The 20153-nt window shown below is 71.9% G+C and carries 18 protein-coding genes and 1 pseudogene; 10 read left to right on the top strand and 9 right to left on the bottom strand.

Annotation, left to right across the window (positions count from 1 at the left end; all coding sequences use genetic code 11):
• Positions 1-159: 159 nt before the first annotated feature.
• Positions 160-1026 carry a manganese catalase gene (locus tag BMZ92_RS26890; RefSeq protein ID WP_091513046.1) on the top strand — a complete coding sequence of 289 codons (867 nt, stop codon included), beginning with the start codon at positions 160-162 and terminating at the stop codon, positions 1024-1026.
• 63 nt (positions 1027-1089) lie between these two features.
• Here BMZ92_RS26890 and BMZ92_RS26885 read toward each other — a convergent pair whose 3' ends face one another.
• The 3 genes from BMZ92_RS26885 to BMZ92_RS26875 form a co-directional block, all read right to left on the bottom strand.
• On the bottom strand, positions 1090-2310 hold the full coding sequence (locus BMZ92_RS26885; protein ID WP_091513044.1) for a glycosyltransferase: 1221 nt from the start codon (positions 2308-2310) through the stop codon (positions 1090-1092).
• Between the two features lie 17 nt (positions 2311-2327).
• Positions 2328-3302, bottom strand: a complete 975-nt coding sequence (locus BMZ92_RS26880) for a glycosyltransferase (protein WP_091513042.1) — start codon at positions 3300-3302, stop codon at positions 2328-2330.
• Positions 3303-3366: 64 nt separating this feature from the next.
• Entirely contained in the window at positions 3367-3789 is a 423-nt protein-coding gene (locus BMZ92_RS26875) for a DUF4383 domain-containing protein (protein ID WP_177228884.1), read from the bottom strand.
• Positions 3790-3939: 150 nt separating this feature from the next.
• Between BMZ92_RS26875 and BMZ92_RS26870 the strand changes: the two genes are divergently transcribed.
• The 3 genes from BMZ92_RS26870 to BMZ92_RS26860 are packed head-to-tail and all read left to right on the top strand — an operon-like array spanning position 3940 to position 7522.
• Positions 3940-4737: a SigB/SigF/SigG family RNA polymerase sigma factor gene (locus BMZ92_RS26870; RefSeq protein ID WP_177228883.1), complete on the top strand. Its 798-nt coding sequence runs from the start codon at positions 3940-3942 to the stop codon at positions 4735-4737.
• Between the two features lie 39 nt (positions 4738-4776).
• Positions 4777-7284, top strand: a complete 2508-nt coding sequence (locus tag BMZ92_RS26865) for an ATP-dependent Clp protease ATP-binding subunit (protein WP_091513036.1) — start codon at positions 4777-4779, stop codon at positions 7282-7284.
• A 7-nt stretch (positions 7285-7291) separates the two neighbouring features.
• Positions 7292-7522 (top strand): DUF6480 family protein, encoded by a 231-nt coding sequence (locus BMZ92_RS26860; protein WP_091513034.1) that lies wholly within the window; start codon positions 7292-7294, stop codon positions 7520-7522.
• 6 nt (positions 7523-7528) lie between these two features.
• Here the strand turns inward: BMZ92_RS26860 and BMZ92_RS26855 are convergent, their stop codons facing one another.
• Genes BMZ92_RS26855 through BMZ92_RS26845 form a run of 3 tightly spaced genes read right to left on the bottom strand, consistent with a single transcriptional unit; the run spans position 7529 to position 10322 of the window.
• Positions 7529-8368, bottom strand: coding sequence for an SCO6745 family protein (locus tag BMZ92_RS26855; RefSeq protein WP_091513031.1), 840 nt, complete (start codon positions 8366-8368; stop codon positions 7529-7531).
• Positions 8365-8862 (bottom strand): PaaI family thioesterase, encoded by a 498-nt coding sequence (locus BMZ92_RS26850; protein ID WP_091513029.1) that lies wholly within the window; start codon positions 8860-8862, stop codon positions 8365-8367. The genes BMZ92_RS26855 and BMZ92_RS26850 overlap by 4 nt, the downstream gene beginning before the upstream one ends.
• A gap of 53 nt (positions 8863-8915) precedes the next feature.
• Positions 8916-10322 (bottom strand): amidase, encoded by a 1407-nt coding sequence (locus tag BMZ92_RS26845; RefSeq protein WP_091513027.1) that lies wholly within the window; start codon positions 10320-10322, stop codon positions 8916-8918.
• A gap of 56 nt (positions 10323-10378) precedes the next feature.
• On the opposite strand from BMZ92_RS26845, the gene BMZ92_RS26840 reads away from it, so the two are divergent.
• The 4 genes and pseudogenes from BMZ92_RS26840 to BMZ92_RS26825 form a co-directional block, all read left to right on the top strand.
• Complete coding sequence (locus BMZ92_RS26840) at positions 10379-10735, top strand: ArsR/SmtB family transcription factor (protein ID WP_091513024.1); 357 nt, start codon at positions 10379-10381, stop codon at positions 10733-10735.
• A 27-nt stretch (positions 10736-10762) separates the two neighbouring features.
• Positions 10763-11497 carry an HAD family hydrolase gene (locus tag BMZ92_RS26835; RefSeq protein WP_091513022.1) on the top strand — a complete coding sequence of 245 codons (735 nt, stop codon included), beginning with the start codon at positions 10763-10765 and terminating at the stop codon, positions 11495-11497.
• Positions 11494-13878 carry a glycoside hydrolase family 65 protein gene (locus BMZ92_RS26830; protein WP_091513019.1) on the top strand — a complete coding sequence of 795 codons (2385 nt, stop codon included), beginning with the start codon at positions 11494-11496 and terminating at the stop codon, positions 13876-13878. The genes BMZ92_RS26835 and BMZ92_RS26830 overlap by 4 nt, the downstream gene beginning before the upstream one ends.
• A gap of 88 nt (positions 13879-13966) precedes the next feature.
• Positions 13967-14767: pseudogene (locus BMZ92_RS26825) on the top strand (DMT family transporter); the annotation flags it as partial.
• 151 nt (positions 14768-14918) lie between these two features.
• Here BMZ92_RS26825 and BMZ92_RS38315 read toward each other — a convergent pair.
• Complete coding sequence (locus BMZ92_RS38315) at positions 14919-15269, bottom strand: MerR family transcriptional regulator (RefSeq protein WP_091513016.1); 351 nt, start codon at positions 15267-15269, stop codon at positions 14919-14921.
• Positions 15270-15328: 59 nt separating this feature from the next.
• Between BMZ92_RS38315 and BMZ92_RS26815 the strand changes: the two genes are divergently transcribed.
• Complete coding sequence (locus BMZ92_RS26815) at positions 15329-16285, top strand: aldo/keto reductase (RefSeq protein WP_091513013.1); 957 nt, start codon at positions 15329-15331, stop codon at positions 16283-16285.
• A gap of 6 nt (positions 16286-16291) precedes the next feature.
• Here the strand turns inward: BMZ92_RS26815 and BMZ92_RS26810 are convergent, their stop codons facing one another.
• Together BMZ92_RS26810 and BMZ92_RS26805 are read right to left on the bottom strand one after the other, a co-directional pair.
• Positions 16292-18043, bottom strand: a complete 1752-nt coding sequence (locus BMZ92_RS26810; protein WP_091513010.1) for a sensor histidine kinase — start codon at positions 18041-18043, stop codon at positions 16292-16294.
• Complete coding sequence (locus tag BMZ92_RS26805) at positions 18033-18740, bottom strand: response regulator transcription factor (protein WP_091513008.1); 708 nt, start codon at positions 18738-18740, stop codon at positions 18033-18035. The genes BMZ92_RS26810 and BMZ92_RS26805 overlap by 11 nt, the downstream gene beginning before the upstream one ends.
• 100 nt (positions 18741-18840) lie before the next feature.
• Between BMZ92_RS26805 and BMZ92_RS26800 the strand changes: the two genes are divergently transcribed.
• Positions 18841-20007, top strand: coding sequence for a serine hydrolase domain-containing protein (locus BMZ92_RS26800; protein WP_091513005.1), 1167 nt, complete (start codon positions 18841-18843; stop codon positions 20005-20007).
• Positions 20008-20153 lie beyond the last annotated feature (146 nt).

Genomic DNA, 20153 nt, shown 5'->3' with positions numbered 1-20153 from the left:
GTTACCCCTCGTGGCGACTTCTCAAACGGAGTGGAGTGACTTCTGCCGCTGACCTCACCGCGCCCGAAAAGAGGAGAAATCCGAGGAATAGCCAGGCCCGCAAGGGGAAGCCCCACCGGGCACGCGCAGAGCGCACGGCGAGCGAAGGGACAGGATCCAGTGTTCAGGCACACCAAGATGTTGCAGTTCGAAGCCAAGCCGGAGCGGCCGGACCCGGTGTACGCGCACAAGCTGCAGGAGCTCATCGGCGGGGCGTACGGTGAGATGACCGTGACGATGCAGTACCTGTTCCAGGGGTGGAACTGCCGCATCGAGGGCAAGTACAAGGACCTCATCATGGACACCGCCACCGAGGAGATCGGGCACGTCGAGATGCTCGCGACGATGGTGGCGCGGCTGCTCGAAGGCGCCCCGGCCACGGCGACCGCGGAGGCGGTCAAGGACCCGGTCATGGCGGCGGTGATCGGCGGGATGGACCCGCAGCAGGCCATCGTCGCCGGTGGGGGTGCGTTGCCCGCGGACTCCAACGGTTATCCGTGGAACGGCAAGTTCATCGTGGCCAGCGGTAACCTGCTGGCCGATTTCCGCGCCAACGCCGCCGCGGAGGCGCAGGGACGGCTGCAGACCGCGCGGCTGTACAACATGACCGACGACCCCGGCGTCAAGGAGATGCTGAAGTTCAACCTGGCGCGCGACACGGTGCACCAGAAGCAGTGGCTGCGGGCGATCGAGGAACTCGAAGCGGACGGCCTGGAAACCGATGTGGCGCCGAGTGCCCTGTTCGACGAGGAGAACCAGGAGCACAACCACACGATCTGGCACCTGTCCGACGGCCCCGACGGGAACAAGGGCGGCTGGAGCACCGGCGAGGACCGCCTCGACTACCTGATGGACCCCAAGCCCCTCGGCGGCCCCGGCACGGCCCCGAAGCCCGACCCGGCCCTGTACGGCACGTACTCCGCCACGCAGGACACGGTCGGCGTCGTCAAGGGCAAGGCCCAGGAAGTCAAGAACAAGCTGAGCTGAGCGAGACAAAAGGGAGGGGCGCCCAGGCCAAGGCGCCCCTCCCTTCTTGCCACAGCGGCAAAATCAGGCCCGGCTGGCCGCGGCCCGCGACGTGGCGGGCTTTTCCGCCAGCGCCTTTTCGTACACGCGCAGGATGTCCACGGCGATGCGGTCCCACGAGTACCGCGACTGCGCCCGGTCCATCCCCGCCACGCCGTACGCCTCGCGCTGCGCCGGGTTCTCCAGCAGCCGCCGCAGGGTCGCGGCGAGCACCTCCGGCCGCTTCGGCGGCACGAGCTCGCCGGTCACCCCGTCCACCACGGTGTCGGTGAGCCCGCCGACCGCGGCCGCGACCACCGGACGGCCACACGCCATCGCCTCCAGCGGGACGATGCCGAACGGCTCGTACCACGGGGTGCACACGACGAGGTCGGCCGAGCGCAGCAGCGCCGGCATGTCGCTGCGCGACACCTTGCCCAGCAGGTGCACCCGGTCCGCGACGCCGCACCGCTCGGCCAGCTCACGCAGGCGGCGCGCCTCGGGGTCGTCGGCGAGCCTGCCGTGGTCCGGACCACCGGCGATGACCAGCTCCGTGTCCGGCACCCCGGCCAGCGCGGCGATCGCGGTGGCGAAACCCTTGCGCGGCACCAGTCTGCCCACGCTGACTACGCGGTACTTGGCGCCACGGGACGCCGACGGCCCCTCCGCACCGAACCGCTCCAGGTTCACGCCACACGGCACGACGGACATCTTCGGCCGCGGCAGGCCCATGCGCGCCAGCTCGAACACCTCGTCCGAGCACGTGGCCGCGACCTGCGCCGCGTTCTTCCCGATCAGCCGCTCCAGCCGCACCCGGTCCGGCGGGCTGGTGTCGGCCGAACCCTGGTGCCTGCGCTTGACCGCCCCCAGCGCGTGAAAGGTCTGGACCACAGGGAGGTCGCTGCCGCGCGTGGCGAGTATCGAAGCGAGCCCGGACATCCAGAAGTGCGCGTGCACCACGTCGGGCTGGTCGGCCGCCCACTGCCGGGCCAGGAACCGGCCGAACTCGGTCATGTGCGGCAGCAGCTCGTCCTTCGGCACGTACCGCGCCGGTCCGGCCGGCACGTGGACGACCTCGTACCCGGCTTCCGTGCGCACGCGCTCCGGCTGGCCCGCGTCGTCGCGACGGCTGTAGACCGTCACCTCGTGCCCCTGCCGGCACAGCGCCGCCGACAGCTCGGCGACGTGCACGTTCTGGCCCCCCGCGTCGACCTCGCCGAGCGCGGCCAACGGGTTGGCGTGCTCGGAAACCATCGAGATCTTCATGTCTACCTCCAGACGTCTCAGCTCCGCACCAGCCGCTCGAGCAGGTCGTCCCAGTTGCGCAGGAACGCCTCGAGCCCGTAGTGCGCCAGCGCGTACTCGCGGGCGCTCTTGCCCATGCGGTGCGCGAGTTCGGGTTCGGAAACGAGTGCACGGACCGCGTCCGTCAGCTCCGCGACGTCGGCCGAGACGAACCCGGCCTCCCTCGGCACGGCGCGGGCGGCTTCCGTGCTGGCCACCGCGACCACCGGCATCCCCAGGTGCATCGCTTCCAGCAGCGAAAGCCCCAGCGACGTCCAGCGCGGGGTGTGCAGGTACAGCCGGCACCTGGCCAGTTCGTCGTACATCTGTTCCTGGCCGAGGTCGCCCTTCGGCCGCACCCGGTCACCGAAGGCCAGTTTCTCGACCCCGATGCCGAAGACGTGCAGTGGTGCCGCTTCCGCGAACACGGGCAGCAGGTCCGCCCCCACCGCCCTGCCGCGGCGGACCGGTTCGTTCATCACCACACCGGCCACCGGGTCCTCGCCGGTGTAGCGCTCGCCGGGGTCGACGATGCCGTGCTCGATCACGGTCGTCGGCGCCCGGCCCGAGTCCCACATCAGCCGGTTGTAGTGCGTGACGTGGACGATGGGGATTTCGCCGGTGTCGGCGAGGAAGTGCCGCGTGCGCGGCACGTCCCCGGTGGGCGTGTTGTGCTCGAGGAAGACCGCGGGCACGTCACGGCCGGGCTTGCGCCCGGTCCAGCGCTCGACCAGGTCGAGCTCCTCGCGGCGCTGCAGGACGACCACGTCGAACCCGTCGTCCCGCAGCTGCCGCGGGCTGACCTCCTTGGCCGAGTCCGGCCAGTCCCGGCCGGCCCGGCCCATCCCCCATTTGCCGCCCTCGGGAAGGGCCGGCAGCAGGTACTCGTGCCGCCCGCGCACGAACGCCCCGGTGTAGGAACCGTGCGAGTGCCACACGAGTACCCGGAGCCGCTCCTCCTCTGCCCTCTTCATGGTCGAAACATTCACCCGGGAAGGAGCAGCTAAACGCACCCGAGAGAACTGCTACTCTCCGTGTTCAGACTTCACCTGAGCGTGTGCGAGCCCGCTGCGGCAGCAGTCCCATGACCAGGCCCAGGACAGCGGTGACGCCGTGCAGGACGTTGTCGCCCCAGCCCACGTCGAAGAAGTGCCGGACGTCACCCGGCTGCATGGTCGCCGCGGACAGCGAGCCGTACACCGTGAACGCGGCGAGGCCGAAGAACAGCACGAACCCGGCGACCTGCGCGGCCGCCCCGCCGCGCCACGCCGCCCCGAGCGCCAGCAGGCCGAGCGCGGTGCGCACCACGTCGAGCAACGGGCCGGTGTGGAACACCCACAATGGCTGGTCGATCAGGAAGAACCCGACGACACCCAGCGCCAGGTACACGACCCCGATCACCAACGCGAGTGCCCGGGACACCGCCGTGCGCGGGCGCGAGCGGATGTCGGAAGTGGTCATCGTTGTTACCTCCTCGCCGGTTACCTGGGCCCGGGGTTTCCCGTACCGGGTCAGGTCAACCAGGATTGAGCGCTGTTCCACCGGGGTAGCCCGGACCATGCGACCAGACCACAGGACCTGCTCGGTCCGCGTTCCGCGGGCGTCCGGGGCATGACGGTGGCCAAGTCCCGCACCCAGGCAGGTACCGGCGAACTGTCCGACGAGGAAAAGATCTCGCTGTTCAAGCAGCTGGCCGCCACCGATCCCGCCGACCCGCGGCGGGAGAGCCTGCGGACCGCGCTCGTCACGGAGTACCTGTCCGTGGCCGAGCACATCGCCCGCCGCTTCAGCGGCCGCGGCGAGGCCTACGACGACCTGGTCCAGGTCGCCCGCGTGGGGCTGATCAACGCGGTGGACCGGTTCGAACCGGACCGTGGCAGTGACTTCCTCTCGTTCGCGGTGCCCACGATCATGGGCGAGGTGCGCAGGCACTTCCGCGACGCCAGCTGGTCGGTGCGGGTGCCCCGGCGTCTCAAGGAACTGCACCTGCAGATCGGGCAGGTGAGCGGTGAGCTGGGCCAGCGCCTCGGACGCGCCCCGACGCCGACGGAAATCGCCCGCGCGCTCGACCTCACGGTCGACGAGGTGAGCGAGGGGCTGCAGGCGGGCAACGCGTACTACGCCATCTCCGTCGACAAGCCGGCCGGAGAGGAAAGCGAATCCGCTTCGCTCGCGGACACGCTCGGCGAAGAGGACAACGGGCTCGAATCCGTCGAAAACCACGAGGCGCTGCAGCCGTTGCTGCGCGAGCTCCCCGAACGGGAGCGCACGATCCTGATGCTGCGCTTCTTCGGCAACATGACGCAGACGCAGATCGCCAAGCGGGTCGGCATCTCCCAGATGCACGTGTCGCGGCTGCTCGCGCAGACGTTGCAGCACCTGCGGGAGAAGCTCACCGACGAGCGGTGAGCCGTTTCGCGGCCACGGGCCCCGGGTAGCCGCCCTGCCATGACTGGTTTCTTCCCCGGCGCGGGCGGCCCGAGCCCGTTCGACCAGTTCCTGGCCCAGTTCTTCGGCAACGCGATGCCAGGGCGGCGGCCGCAGGCGGTGGACATCACCCGGTTGCTGACCGACCAGGCACGTGAGCTGATCTCCGACGCCGCGGACAAGGCGGCCGAGCAGGGCCGGGACGACGTCGACACCGAGCACCTGCTGTGGGCGGCCACGCGCCTGCCCGCGACCCGCCAGCTGCTCGAAAACGCCGGTGCGAAGCCGGAAACCATCGCGAGCGAACTCGAAGGGCATCCGGGGTCCGAGCGCTCCACCCCCACCGCGCTCGCGCCCGGCGCGAAGCGCGCGCTGCTGGACGCGCACGGCATCGCCCGCAGCCTGGGCTCGTCCTACATCGGGCCGCAGCACCTGCTGCTCGCGCTCGTGGTCAACCCCCACTCGGAGGCGGGCCGCATCCTCGCCCGCGCCGGAGTGGATCCCCAGTCGCTGCAAGGGCCGCCGCCCGGGCGGCCGCAGCAGAGCGGTCCGCAGCAGCGGCGTGGCGACACGCCGACGCTCGACCAGTACGGCCGTGACCTCACCGAGCAGGCGCGCGAAGGCGGCGTCGATCCGGTCGTCGGCCGGGACGAGGAGATCGAGCAGACGATCGAGGTGCTTTCCCGGCGTACCAAGAACAACCCGGTGCTGATCGGCGAGGCCGGGGTCGGCAAGACGGCGATCGTCGAGGGGCTCGCGCAGCGGCTCGCCGACGGCGACGTGCCCGACAGCCTCGCCGGGCGCCGCGTCGTGCAGCTGGACCTCACCGCGATGGTCGCGGGCACGCGTTACCGCGGTGACTTCGAGGAGCGGATGACGAACCTGCTCAACGAAATCCGCGGGCACCGTGACGACCTGATCGTGTTCATCGACGAGCTGCACACCGTGGTCGGCGCCGGTTCGTCGGAGGGGTCGATGGGGGCGGGCAACATGCTCAAGCCCGCGCTGGCCCGGGGCGAGCTGCACATCGTCGGTGCGACCACTTTGGACGAATACCGCGAGAACATCGAGAAGGACCCCGCGCTGGAGCGGCGGTTCCAGCCGATCCTCGTGCCCGAACCCAGCGTCCAGGACACGATCTCGATCCTGCACGGGCTGCGGGACCGGTACGAGGCGCACCACCAGGTCCGCTTCACCGACGAGGCCCTCGCGGCGGCCGCCGATCTGTCCGACCGCTACCTGACCGACCGGTTCCTGCCGGACAAGGCGATCGACCTGATCGACCAGGCGGGCGCGCGCGTGCGGCTGCGCGCCGGGCGCAGGCCGAACCAGGTGCGGGAGCTGGAAAGCAGGCTGGAACAGCTGAACCGCGACAAGGAGCAGGCGATCGCCGAGGAGGACTTCGAACGCGCCTCCCGCGCCCGCGACGAGATCAACGCGATCCGCGAGCAGCTGCGGCACGCCGACTCGGCGGGTCGTCCATCCGGGACGGTGGAGGTGACGCCCGAGGACATCGCCGAGGTGATCTCGCGGCTCACCGGGGTGCCGGTCAGCCAGCTCACCGAGGACGAGCGCGACCGCCTGCTGCGCCTGGAGGACCACCTGCACGAGCGCGTGATCGGGCAGGACGAGGCCGTGGCTGCGGTGGCCGAGGCGGTGCGCCGCTCGCGCGCGGGACTCGCCGAGCCGAACCGGCCGTTCGGCAGCTTCCTGTTCCTCGGGCCCACCGGCGTGGGCAAGACCGAGCTGGCGCGGGCACTCGCCGAGGCGCTGTTCGGCGACCAGGAGCGGATGATCCGCATCGACATGTCGGAGTACGGCGAGCGGCACACCGTCTCCCGGCTGATCGGCGCCCCGCCCGGTTACGTCGGCTACGAGGAGGCCGGGCAGCTGACCGAGGCCGTGCGGCGGCGCCCGTACTCGGTGGTGCTGCTCGACGAGGTCGAGAAAGCGCATCCCGACATCTTCAACGTGCTGCTGCAGGTGCTCGACGACGGGCGGCTCACCGACGGCCGCGGCCGCACGGTGAACTTCGGCAACACCGTGCTGATCATGACGAGCAACATCGGCTCGGAGCTGATCACCAGCGGCACGCAGGGCGCGCTCGGGTTCGTGCAGAGCGGCGCCGGGGACACCGACCGGCCGTTGCGGGAACGCCTGATGCGGCGGCTGCGGGACACCTTCCGGCCGGAGTTCCTCAACCGGATCGACGAGATCATCGTGTTCCGCAAGCTCGACGCCGCCCAGCTGGAACGGATCACGGACCTGTTGCTGGACCAGACGAAACGGCGTGCGCACGCGCAGGACATCACGGTGGAGTTCACCCCGGAGGCGATCTCGTGGCTGGCGCGCGAGGGCTACCAGCCGGAGTTCGGCGCCCGGCCGATGCGCCGCACGATCCAGCGTGAAGTGGACAACCAGCTGTCGAAACTGATGCTGCGCGGCGACGTCGGGCCGGGTTCGCTGGTCCGGGTCTCCGCGGGCGAGCAGGGCCTGTCCTTCGACGTCTCCGCCACCGCGGGAAGGTGACCCGACCATGAGCAACCCCGATCCCGAGCCCGACCGCACCCCCGGCCTCGAACCGGGCGGCGGCGTGCAGCCCGGCGACACCCCACCGGACTCCGGCTCGACGACGCTCGGCCTGTCCCACCACGAGCCGGACCAGCACCGGTCGGTGCCGGTGATCGCCATCGTGCTGTCGGTGGTGCTGGCCGTGCTCGTCGCCGCGCTGCTCGTCTCACTGGCCGTGGGCTGGCTGCGCTTTTAGCCCGCCTCAGGGTTCCGGTGCTCCGACCGGGTTCGGCGTGGGCACGACCGCCGGCACGAGCGCCTTCGCCAGCGGCCGCAGCACGGCGTCGAGTTCGTGCAGCTCGGCGTCCGTGGCGGCGGCGTACGGCTGGGCGGCCAGCTCGTCCGTCCGGCGTTCGATGTGCTCGCGCAGACGGCGTCCCTCGGCGCTGAGCCCGCCCTCGGCGAGCAGCCCCCGTGCCGTCAGGCGAGCGGCCGCGGCCTGCCACTCCTCCTCCGTCCAGCCGCGGCTCCGCAGCATGAGTTGCCTACTGCCGTCCTCGGCGTCACGCAGGACGTGCGCCTCCAGGCCGCCGATGTCCTCGGACACGAGCAGCGCCACGTGCCCGTCACCGCGGTGCTCGCGCAACACGCTGGTGGCGTGCCACAGCGCGGCGACCGGGTCGTCCGGCCACTCCAACTCAGCGTTGGCCGCCGCGAGCGGGCGCCCCTCGCAGCGCGCCGACCCGACGATCCGCCGCAGCACCGCCGTGACCTCGGCCAGCGGTTCCGCGTCCAGCCCCGGCAGGTGGGCGCGCAACGCGGCCACCGCCCCCTCGTTGCGAGCGGCTAGCGCCTGCGCGGGAGACGCCATCGTCCACACCTCCGGCACGGCCCGAGCCACGAAGGACGGGGCGAAGTTGTGGAACACCGCGGTCACCGTGCCGGCCCCGGCCTCGCCCAGCGGCGCCGCGCGCATCGCGAAGTAGCCACGCCAGAAACCCCGCAGCCCCACGGCTTCGTGCGCCGCGCGCGCCTCCGGGGCGAAGTACGTGACGTCGTGGATGGCCTCCAGGACCGTCCACAGCTCGCGCGGTCCCGTCACGGCCGCGTCACCAGGCAGCTCCCCGAACCGGTCGCCAGCAGGTTGCCCTGCTCGTCCCGCAGTTCCGCCTCGCCGAACGCCACCCGCGAACCCACCTTCACCACCCGGCCCGACGCCCGCAGCTCGCCCGCCGAGGGGTGGATCGCCTTGAGGTAGTTCACCTTCAGCTCGATGGAGGAGTACAGCACCCCCGCCGCCAGCTTCGTGTGGACCGCGCAGCCGATCGCCGAGTCGAGCAGCGTCGCGGCGACCCCGCCGTGGATCAGGCCGATCGGGTTGTACAGGGACTCGTCCGGCACGGCGGTGAAGATCACCTCCCCGTCGGCCACCTTCACCAGGCGCATGCCGAGGTGGGCGGCGATCGGCGCGCCGGGGATCCGGCCCTCGGCGATCTCCGTGAGGTACTCCAGCCCCGGCAGCTCACGTCCCCGTGCCGCCGCCGCGAGCGGGTCCTCCCACGTGATCGTCTTCTGCCGCACCGCGTCGTCCGCCATCGAAACCCTCCTAAGACAGCTGTCATAACCGACGTCATCTTATGACAACTGTCTTAATCCGTCACCGGTCTGCGCCGCCCGAACCCCGTCGCCCCCTCGAAGGCGTGCCCGGCCTGCAGCACCGCGAAGTCGGCGAGGTGCGGCCCGACGATCTGCACGCCGATCGGCAAGCCCGCCGGGGAGAACCCGGCGGGCACCGCCAGCGCGGGGCAGCCGGTCACCGAGACGAAGTACGCCGAGCGCATCCAGTCCAGGTACGTCTCCATCGGCACCCCGTCGACCTCCGCCGGGTACTCCAGCGACGCGTCGAACGGCGGCACCTGGCTGACCGGCAGCACGAGGAAGTCGTACCGCGTGAAGAACTCGTGCACGCGCCGGAACAGCTCCGTGCGCAGGACCTCCGCCCGCCCCAGGTCCGGCCCGGTCAGCCGCCTGCCCTCCTCGGTGTTCCAGCGGATGGTCTCCTTGAGCGCCCCCGAGCCGAGCAGCGGCCCGAACTGCACCTCGAACTGCCACGCCCGCAGCGTGCGGAACGCCTCGTCGGCGCCGGAGAAGTCCGGGCAGTCCCGCTCGACGAGGCAGCCCAGCTCCTCGAACACCTTCGCCGACGCCTCGACGGCCGCCCGCACCTCCGGCTCGACCGGCACCGCGCCACCGAGGTCCGGCGACCACGCGACCCGGGCCCCCGCGAGATCGCGCGCGAGCGGCCGCGCGAAGACGGCGCCCGGTTCGGCGAGGGAAATCGGCGAGCGCGGGTCCGGCCCCGCCACCGCCGACAACAACAGCGCGACGTCCTCCACCGACCGAGCCATCGGCCCCTGCACCGACAACGTCGCCCAGCCCAGCCGCGCGTCCGGGCTTGGTACCCGTCCCGGCGAGGGCCGGAAGCCGACCACGTTGTTGAAGGACGCCGGGTTCCGCAGCGACCCGCCCATGTCGCTGCCGTCGGCCAGCGGGTGCAGGCCGCACGCGAGCGCGGCCGCCGCTCCCCCGCTGCTGCCACCCGCGGACCGGCTCAGATCGTAGGGGTTGCGCGTCAACCCGAAGACCGGGTTGAACGTGTGCGAACCGGCCGCCCACTCCGGCACGTTCGTCTTGCCCAGCGTGATCACGCCCGCCGCCCGCATCCGCGCCACGATCAGCTCGTCGCGCTCGGGCACGTGGTCGGCGAACAACGGCGAACCGTAGGTGGTGCGGATCCCGGCCGTGTCGTGGGTGTCCTTGTGCGCCACCGGAAGCCCGTGCAGCGGCGGCAGCGGCGCGCCCGACGCGGCCAGCTCGTCGGCGGCCTTCGCCGCGGCCAGAGCCTTCTCGGGCACGAGGGTGACCACCGCGTTGACGGCCGGGTTCACCCGCTCGATGCGGTCGAGGTGCGCCTGGACCACCTCGCGCGCGGACAGCTCCCGCGCGGCGAGCGCGTCCCGCAACTCCACAGCGGAGGCGAAGCAGATTTCATCCATTGTTCGATGATGGGCCATGTCACCGCCTCGATCAGCCGCGATGAGACCATGACGCCATGCCCGAGGAGCCGGAACGCCGTGTGATCGACCCCGCCGCGGTCGCGGCCGCGCTCGAGGGCCTCGGCGACCGGGCCGTCGTGCAGCGGTGGGCCGAGCGCTTCTCGATCCTCGCCGACCCGTCGCGGCTGACGCTGCTCGTGTGCATCCACTACGCCCGCGAGATCGCTGTGACCGATCTCGCGGCGGCGGCCGGCATGACCGACACCGCGGTCTCCCAGGCGCTGCGGCTGCTGCGCGCACACGGCCTCGTGACCGGCCACCGCACCGGGCGGGTCGTGCGCTACCGGCTCGCCGACGCCACCGTGCACGAGCTGATCCACCACGTCCGGCCCCACCCGGACGCGCTGCCGTAGCCCGTCCGGCCGGGTACGGTGCGAGGCATGATCGGCCTGCCCGAAGGAATCACCGCCTGCCTGTTCGACCTCGACGGTGTGCTGACCGGCACCGCCGCCCTCCACCGCGAAGCGTGGAAGGAGACCTTCGACGCGTTCCTGCGCGAACGGGACGGAGAGGGCTTTCAGCCCTTCACGGACGCCGACTACGCGACCTACGTGGACGGACGTTCGCGCGCCGACGGCGTCCGCGAGTTCCTGACGTCCCGCGGTATCACGCTGCCCGAGGGCACCCCCGACGACGCACCGAGCACGCCGACCGTCAACGGCCTCGGCAACCGCAAGAACGAGCTGGTGCTCAAGGTCATCGAGGAACACGGCGTCGACCCGTACCCGGGTTCGGTGCGGTACCTGGAGGCCGCCGAGCAGGCCGGGCTGGCGATCGCCGTGGTGACGTCGTCGGCGAACGGCGCCGCGGTGCTGGAGGCCGGGCACCTGAGCCGGTTCGTCAAGGCCCGCATCGACGGCATCGTGATCCGCGAAGAGCGCCTGCGCGGCAAGCCCGCGCCCGACTCGTTCCTCGCGGGCGCCAGGGCGCTCGGTGTCGCGCCTGAACACGCCGCTGTGTTCGAGGACGCATTGGCGGGGGTGCAGGCGGGCCGGGCGGGTAACTTCGGTTACGTGGTCGGCGTCAACCGCGCGAACCAGGCGGACGAGCTGCGCGCGCACGGCGCCGACGTGGTGGTGAACGACCTCGCGGACCTGCTGGGGGACCAGGGATGACCGGAGCGGCCGAAGGCTACGAAACCGCGCCATGGCACCTGACGTGGCGCAACCTGGCGGTCGACCAGCTGCAGCGGACGGAATCGACGTTCGCGCTCGGCAACGGGCACATCGGCATCCGCGGCACGTTCGAGGAAGGTGAGCCGCGCGGTCTGCCCGGTACCTACCTCAACGGGTTCTACGAGGAGCACGACCTGCCCTACGCGGAGGCGGGCTACGGCTACCCCGAAGCGGGCCAGACGGTCGTCAACGTCACCGACGGCAAGGTCATCCGGCTGCTCGTCGAGGACGAGCCGTTCGACATGCGGTACGGCACGGCGACGGCGCACGACCGCACGCTCGACTTCCGCGCGGGCACGCTGACCCGCAACACCGAGTGGGTCTCCCCCACCGGCCGCCACGTGCGGGTGCGCACGCAGCGGCTGGTGTCGTTCACGCAGCGGGCCGTCGTCGCGATCCGGTACGAGGTGGAGCCGCTGGACGCCGACACGCAGCTGGTGCTGCAGTCGGACCTGCTCGCCAACGAGCCGATCGAGTCCGACACCAGCGACCCGCGGGTGGCGGCGGCGCTGCAGAACCCGCTCGCGTCGGAGTTCTCGTTCGCCGAGGACTTCCGCGCCGTGCTGGTGCACCGCACGAAGCGGTCGGGGCTGCGCGTGGCCGCGGCCATGGACCACCTCATCGAGTCACCGGACGGGCTGCGCACCACCATCAGCGCCGAGGACGACCTCGCCCGGCTGACCATCGCGGTGGACGTGCCGCGCGGGAAGGTGTTGCGGCTGACCAAGTTCCTCGCCTACGGCTGGTCGGCGCAGCGCTCGATCCCCGCGCTGCGGGCGCAGGTGGACGCCGCGCTCGCCGGGGCGGTGCAGACCGGCTGGGACGGGCTGCTGGCCGAGCAGCGCGCGTTCCTTGACGACTTCTGGGACACCGCGGACATCCAGCTCGACGGCGATCCGGAACTGCAGCAGGCGGTGCGGTTCGCGTTGTTCCACATCCTGCAGGCCGGGGCCCGCGGGGAGAGCCGCGCGATCCCCGGCAAGGGGCTGACCGGCCCCGGCTACGACGGGCACGCCTTCTGGGACACCGAAACGTTCGTACTGCAGGTGCTCACGTACACCATGCCCGAAGCCGCGCGCGACGCGCTCCGCTGGCGGCATTCCACTTTGGACAAAGCGCGGGAGCGCGCGGCCCAGCTGGGGCTGCGGGGCGCGGCGTTCCCGTGGCGGTCGATCAACGGCGCCGAGTGCTCGGCGTACTGGCCGGCGGGCACGGCGGCGTTCCACGTCAGCGCCGACATCTCCGACGCCGTCGTGCGGTACCTCGCCGCGACGGGTGACGAGGAGTTCGAACGGGGCTGTGGCACCGAAATCCTGGCCGAGACGGCCCGGCTGTGGATGTCGCTGGGCCACTTCGACTCGCACGGGCGGTTCCGCATCGACGGCGTGACCGGGCCGGACGAGTACTCGGCGGTGGCGGACAACAACGTCTACACGAACCTGATGGCCGCCAGGAACCTGCGCGAGGCGGCGGCTTCGTGCGAGCGGTGCCCGGAGGTGGCCGAGGCGCTGGGCGTGACCGCGCGCGAACTGGGCGACTGGCGCGAGGCGGCGGCGCGGATGCTCGTGCCCTACGACGCCGAGCGGGGCGTGCACCCGCAGTCGGAGGGGTTCACCGAGCACAAGGACTGGGACTTCGGCAACACCCCGCTGGAGGACTACCCGCTGCTGCTGCACTACCCGTACTTCGACCTGTACCGCAAGCAGGTCGTGAAGCAGGCGGACCTCGTGCTGGCGCTGCACCTGTGCGGCGACTCGTTCACGCCGGAGGAGAAGGCCCGCAACTTCGCCTACTACGAGGCGCGGACGGTGCGGGACTCGTCCCTTTCGGCGGCGACGCAGGCCGTGATCGCGGCGGAGGTCGGGCACCTGGACCTCGCGTACGACTACCTCGGCGAAGCGGCGCTGACGGACCTGCACGACGTGCACAACAACGTGCAGAACGGGCTGCACATGGCCTCGCTGGCCGGAGCGTGGCTCGGGATCGTGGCGGGCTTCGGCGGCATGCGCGACCACAACGGCGAGTACGGTTTCGCGCCCCGCCTACCGTCCGCTTTGGACAGGATCGAGTTCCGGATGTGCGTGCGCGGCAGCCGGTTCGCGGTCGAGATCCACGCCGACCGCGCCACCTACCGGCTCCTCTCGGGCAAGCCGGTCGAGATCACGCACCACGGCCAGGCGTGCACGGTGGCGGAGGAGCCGGTGACGCTGCCGATCCCGCCCATCGACCCGGGCCCGGCGCCGCGGCAGCCCCCTGGCCGCGCGCCGTCACGGCGGCACCCGGAGAGCCTGCGGCCCGAGGAGCCGGTCCCGGCGACCTGACGACGTCGTGTCCGGAAGGCGCCGGCGCCGACGGCCCATCTCCGGTTGACTACCCGCGGTACGCGGAAGCCGGGCACGGAGGAGCGTCATGGAACGCGGTGGGCAGTTCGCGGTCGTCGTCCAGTTCTGCCTGCTGGCGCTGGCGTGGGGAGCGAGCTTCCTGTTCATCAAGATCGGGCTCACCGCCCTGTCCCCCGCCCAGGTCGTGTGGTCGCGGCTGGTCTTCGGGGCACTCGCGCTGGTACTGGTGGTGATCGTCCGCCGCACGGCGGTGCCACGGGAACCGGCGCTGTGGGGCCACCTCGCCGTGGTCAGCGTCCTGCTGTGTGTGGTGCCGTTCCTGCTGTTCGCCTGGGCGGAGCAGCGCGTCTCCTCCGGGCTGGCCGCCATCTACAACGGAACCACCCCGTTGACCACGACGGCGTTCGCCGCGGCGGTGCTCCGCACCGAGAAGCTCACCCGCGACCGGGCCGCCGGACTGGTGCTCGGTTTCCTCGGCGTGCTGCTGATCATCGGCCCGTGGTCGATCACCGGGCAACACGATCTTTTGCCCCAGCTCGCCTGCCTCGGCGCGACCACCTGTTACGGACTGGCCTTCGCCTACCTGCGCAGGTTCGTGTCCCCGCGGGGGGTGCCGGCGCCGACGGCGGCGTTCGTCCAGGTCACCGTCGGCGCTGTGCTCATGCTGGCGGCCACCCCGTTCCTCGCCGCCGACCCGATCACCCCGACCTGGCCGGTCGTGCTGAGCATGATCGCCCTGGGGGCGGTCGGCACGGGTCTGGCCTACATCTGGAACACCGCCGTCGTCAGCGCGTGGGGCGCGGCGAACGCCGCGTCGGTCACCTACCTGACGCCGGTCGTCGGAGTCGTGCTGGGCGTCGTCGTGCTCGGCGAGCCGCTGACCTGGCACCAGCCGGCCGGCGCCGCGCTGGTGCTCGCCGGCATCCTCGCCGCACACGGCCGGTTGAGCACGCGGCGGAAGCGGGAACCCACCGCCCACGACATCGGCGCCCGGGTCACCCCGACCTGGCCGGTCGTGCTCAGGAAGCGCTCGCCTGCAGGTACCGGGCGAGCGCGTCGCGGTGGTGGGCGAGCCTGTCCATCCGGGACTGCACCTCGCGCATGGCGTCGGCCAGGATGGCGGTCAGCGCCGGGCAACCGTTGAGGCGCGGTTCTTTTCCTTCCGCGCACGGGAGCAGGTCGCGGATCACTTCGGTGGGGAGACCGGCGTCGAGCAGCCCCCGGATCTGCGCGACGATCATCGGGGCGTCGTCGGCGTAGTCGCGGTACCCGTTGGCCTTCCGCGACGAGACCAGCAGGCCCTGCTGCTCGTAGTAGCGCAACAACCTGGGACTGACCCCCGTCAGCCGCGACAGCTCACCGATCCGCACGTGATCTGCTCCACATCCGTTGGACCTTGCCACCAGTGTCACACTTTACCTTCGGCCGCATGGAACACACCCATCTCGGCCGGACCGGGCTGCGGGTCTCGCGGCTCGTGCTGGGCACCATGAACTTCGGCCCGGACACGTCCGAAGAGGACAGTCACGCGATCATGGACAGCGCACTGGCGCACGGGATCAACTTCTTCGACACGGCCAACATCTACGGGTGGCGGACCGGCGAGGGCTGGACCGAGCGGATCGTCGGGCGCTGGCTGGAGAAGTCCGGCCGCCGCGACGAAGTCGTGCTCGCCACCAAGGTGTACGAGCCCATGGGCGACGGCCCCAACGACCGCGGGCTGTCCGCACGCCACATCCGGCAGCAGGTCGAGGGATCCCTGCGCCGCCTGCGGACCGACCACATCGACCTCTACCAGGCACACCACGTCGACCGGCACACGCCGTGGGAGGAGTTCTGGCAGGCGATGGACACCCTCGTCGCCCAGGGCAAGGTGCTCTACGTCGGCTCCTCCAACTTCGCCGGGTGGCACATCGCGCAGGCCAGCGCGGCGGCGACGGGCCTCGGCCTGGTCAGCGAGCAACACCTCTACAACCTGGCCGAACGCACCGCCGAGCTGGAGGTGCTGCCCGCCGCCCGCGCACACGGGCTCGGCTTCATCCCCTGGTCGCCGCTGCACGGCGGCGTGCTCGCCGGCATCCTGCGCAAGTCCGGCCGCCGCGGCAGCGGCTCGGAGATCACCGCGAAACGGCTCGCCGACAACCGCGAGCGGGTCGAGGCGTACGAGGCGTTCTGCGACGAGCTCGGGCACCACCCCGCCACCGTCGGCCTCGCCTGGCTGCTGCACCAGGAAGGCGTGACCGGGCCGATCGTGGGCCCCCGCACGGTCGCGCACCTGGAACAGTCGCTCACCGCGCTGGACGTCCACCTCGGCGAGGCCGAGCTGGCCCGGCTGGACGAGATCTTCCCCGGCCCCGGACCCGCACCGGAGGCCTACGCCTGGTGAGCCCCCTCAGCGGGTGGGCAGGCGGATCGTGAAGGCGGAGCCCCTGCCCGGGGTGCTCGCGACGGTGAGTGTGCCGCCGTGGGCTTCGACGAGGTGCTTGGCGATGGCGAGCCCGAGGCCGCTGCCGCCGGGGGACGCGGATGCGCGGTAGAAGCGGTCGAAGACGTGGGGCAGGTGCTCCTCGGCGATGCCCGGTCCGGTGTCGGTCACGGTGAACTCCACGGCGTGCGCGCGCCCGAGCACCGTGACCGACACGGTCCCGCCGGCCGGGGTGTGCCGGATCGCGTTCGACACGAGGTTGCCCAGCGCCTGGCGCAGCCTGGTGGGGTCGGCGTGCACGACCACGGGTTCGGCGGCCACCACGCGCAGCTCGACCGCGGCCGCCTCCGCCCGCGCGCGGTGCGCGGCGACGGCCTGCCCGGCGAGGTCGGCCGCCTGCCGGTCCTCCGGGTGGACCCGCAGCATGCCCGCGTCCGCGAGCGCGAGGTCGTGCAGGTCGGCGACGAGGCGCTCGAGCAGCACCTGCTCCTCCAGCAGCGACGCGACCAAGGCCGGGTCGAGCGGGAGCACGCCGTCCTGCACCGCTTCCAGGTGGGTGCGGACGTTCGCGAGCGGGGTGCGCAGCTCGTGGGTCACGTCGCTGACGAACGCCCTGCGGTGCCGCTCCGTCCTCCCGATCGCGTCGGCCATCGTGTTGAACGCGGCGGCCAGGCGCGTGACCTCGTCGTTGCCGTGCACCTGGACACGGGCCGCCCGGTCGCCGTTCGCCATCCGCCGGGCCGCGGCGGTCAGCGCGCTGATCGGCCGGACCAGCCGGCGCCCGGCCCACACCGTGACCACCGCCGCGACGGCCAGGACGGCCGCCGCGGTCGCCGCGGTGCGCAACCAGCCTTCCGGCGAGAACGGGTCGAACCGGTCGCTCTCGCCGAGGTACAGGTCCGCGGGCGCGGCCACATACGGTTCCTTCGCCTCGGCCCGCGCGTTCTCCACACAGCCTGTCCACTGTGGACTCACGGCCTGCCGTGGGCGCAGCACTCTTGCCCCGGCCTGATCGGTCCCGGTCTCGAACGCCAGGCCGTGCGCGGTCAGGCACGGAGCGGCGAGGTCGACGACCCGGTCGTCGAGCGCTCGGGTGGCCGCCGAGGGCGCGGACAACGCGGTGGGCACACACGGGTCCTGCGGCGCAGCGCCGGAGCCCCGCTCGCTGATCTGCCGGTTCGGGACGGTGCGGTCCGCCGCCGTGCGCCGCAGGCAGTCGAGCGCCTCCTGGACGTGGGCCTGCCGTTCGCGCTGTTCCTCCTCGGTGAGCTGCCAGACGTAGAACCCGATGTCCACGCCGAGCGACGGTTCCCGCACCACCACGTTCGGCTCCGGCCGGCCGGTGCCGGGCGGCGGCCGGGTCGCGTCGATCCTCGCCGCGGGCGTCGACGGCAGCGCGGCGGCGCCCTTCCCGAGCAGCGCGGCCGAGTCCGCGAACGGCTCACCGCCGGGGGCGGCGAGCGCTATGCGGCGGCCCGTGCGCTCGGCCAGCTCACGCACCAGCGCCTCGACGCCGTCCCAGCCGCGGTGCTCGTCGGCATAGGTGTACAGCTGGGCGAGGATTGCGCTGTCGGTCGGCAACAGTGCGGCGTCGGCGGCCAGCTCGTCCCGCAACTGGCTACCCGTGCCGTAGGTGGCGAGCACGGCTGTCGCACCCACGGCGAGCGCCGCCACCGCCAGTGACAGCCCGACCAACCGGGCCAGGAGGCTACGGCGCACCGCCGGTCCCCTCCTCGCGCGGCTCGGCCAGTTTGTAGCCGACGCCGTACACCGTCAGCAGGTACCGCGGCCGGGTGGGGACGGGCTCGACCTTGCGGCGCAGGTTCATCACGTGCATGTCGATCGTCCGGCTGGTGACGTCGAACCCGCCGACCCGCTCCAGCAGCGACTGCCGCGTGAACGCCCGCCCCGGCGAGGCCGCGAGGCAGGCCAGGATCGTGAACTCCGCCGGCGTCGTGGCAACCGGGCGACCACCGGCGTGGACCTCGTGCCGGGCGAGGTCGACGACCAGGTCGCCGACGCGGTACCGCTCGGGATCGGCACGCGGGGCGCGGGCCGCGCGCCGCAGCACCGCGGCCACCCTGGCGACGAGCTCCCTCGGCCGGTAGGGCTTGGTGAGGTAGTCGTCGGCGCCGAGCGCGAGGCCGAGCAGCAGGTCGTCCTCGGCGGCCCGCGCGGTCAGCATGATGATCGGGATGTCCCGGTCCGACCGCAGCGACCGGCACACGTCCAGCCCGTCCACACCCGGCAGCAGGACGTCGAGCAGCAGCAGGTCCGGCGCGCGGTGCCGCGCGTGGTCGAGCGCGGCTCGCCCGTCGTGCACGACCGTGGCCTCGTGCCCCTCGCGTTCGAGGTACCGGCGGATCAGCTCCGCCTGCTTGCGATCGTCCTCGGCGACCAGGATGCGTGCGGGCATACCGCGAAGTCTGGCCGACCCGGCTGTGAACTCCCTGAAAGAACCGCGCGCCCGCCCGATCCTGACAAGATCCTGACCACCGCCCGGCAGGCTCCGGGCCATGACCACGAACGACACGACCGCGACCTCCCGCCGGACCGTGCTCGCCGCGCTCGGCGTCGGCACGCTCGCCGCCGGCGGTGCTCTGACAGCCACCGGCTCCGCCGGGGCCACCAGCGCCCGGCTCCCCGCCGCACTCCGGCCCGGCGGCGAGTTCGACCGGTACCTCGCCCAGCTCGCCCGGGATGACGCGTTCTCCGGCACCGTCCTGCTGACACACGACGACAGAACCGTCCTGTCCCGCTCGCACGGCCTGGCCGACCTGGCGCGGGGCATTCCCAACGGACCGGACACGCTCTTCGCGCTCGGTTCCATCACCAAGCTCTTCACCGCGACCGCCATCCACCAGCTCGCGGAGCGCGGCGCGCTGTCCTACGGCAAGCCGCTGAAGAACTACCTGCCGGGTTTCCGGCCGGAGGTCGCCGAGTCCGTGACCGTCCACCAGCTCCTCACCCACACCTCCGGCCTCGGCCGTCCCTCGATCAACCCGCCGCGACCGCCCGGCTCCGAGCAGTGGAAGACACTGGACGAGATCTTCACCGGCACCCTCGACTTCATCCGCGGCCTGCCGCTGAACTTCACCCCGGGCAGCAGGAACGCCTACAGCAACGACGGTTACTTCGTGCTCGCCGCGATCGTCGCCGAGCTGACGGGGCAGCGGTACTTCGACTACGTGCGCGAGCACGTCTTCCGCCCCGCGGGCATGTCCACCGCGGGTTTCTTCACCGCCGCCCAGTGGCGCGAGGACCGCCGCATCGCCCACCCGTACGACAAGTCCGGCGGCGGGTGGACCGACGTGATCGACATGTCCGACGGTGCCATCATCGGCAGCCCGGCGGGCGGCGCGTTCGCCAGCGCCGCCGACCTGGCGCGCTTCGCGAGTGCGTTCCAGCGGAACAGGCTCCACTCGGCGGCGTACACGCACCTCGCGGCGAGTCCCAAGTGGCCACTCGCGGCGGACAACTCGTTCTTCGAGGGGTACGGGCCGACCACCCAGTACACGAACGGCCGGCTCAGCAACGGCCACAACGGCGGCGCGAGAGGGGTGTCCACGAACCTCGACTGGTTCCCCGGCTCCGGCTGGACCGCCGTGGTGCTCACGAACCACGAGGCGGCTGCCGTGGGCGTGGCCCACAAGGCCCGCGAGCTGATCACCGCGGCGCCCTGACCCGGCCGGGAACCGCCGTGCTGTGCGGGACGGCGGTTCCCCCGGCGGCTTAGTGAACAGTTCAGAATGGGCTGGCGTGTCGGCTTTGCTTGCGGTGCAGGATGTTCCAGGATCACGGCGTGCGCGAGGAAGTCCTGACCGATGAG

This window comes from Amycolatopsis sacchari (assembly GCF_900114035.1).
Lineage (GTDB): Bacteria > Actinomycetota > Actinomycetes > Mycobacteriales > Pseudonocardiaceae > Amycolatopsis_E > Amycolatopsis_E sacchari.
This window is presented reverse-complemented; position numbering and strand designations above follow the sequence as displayed.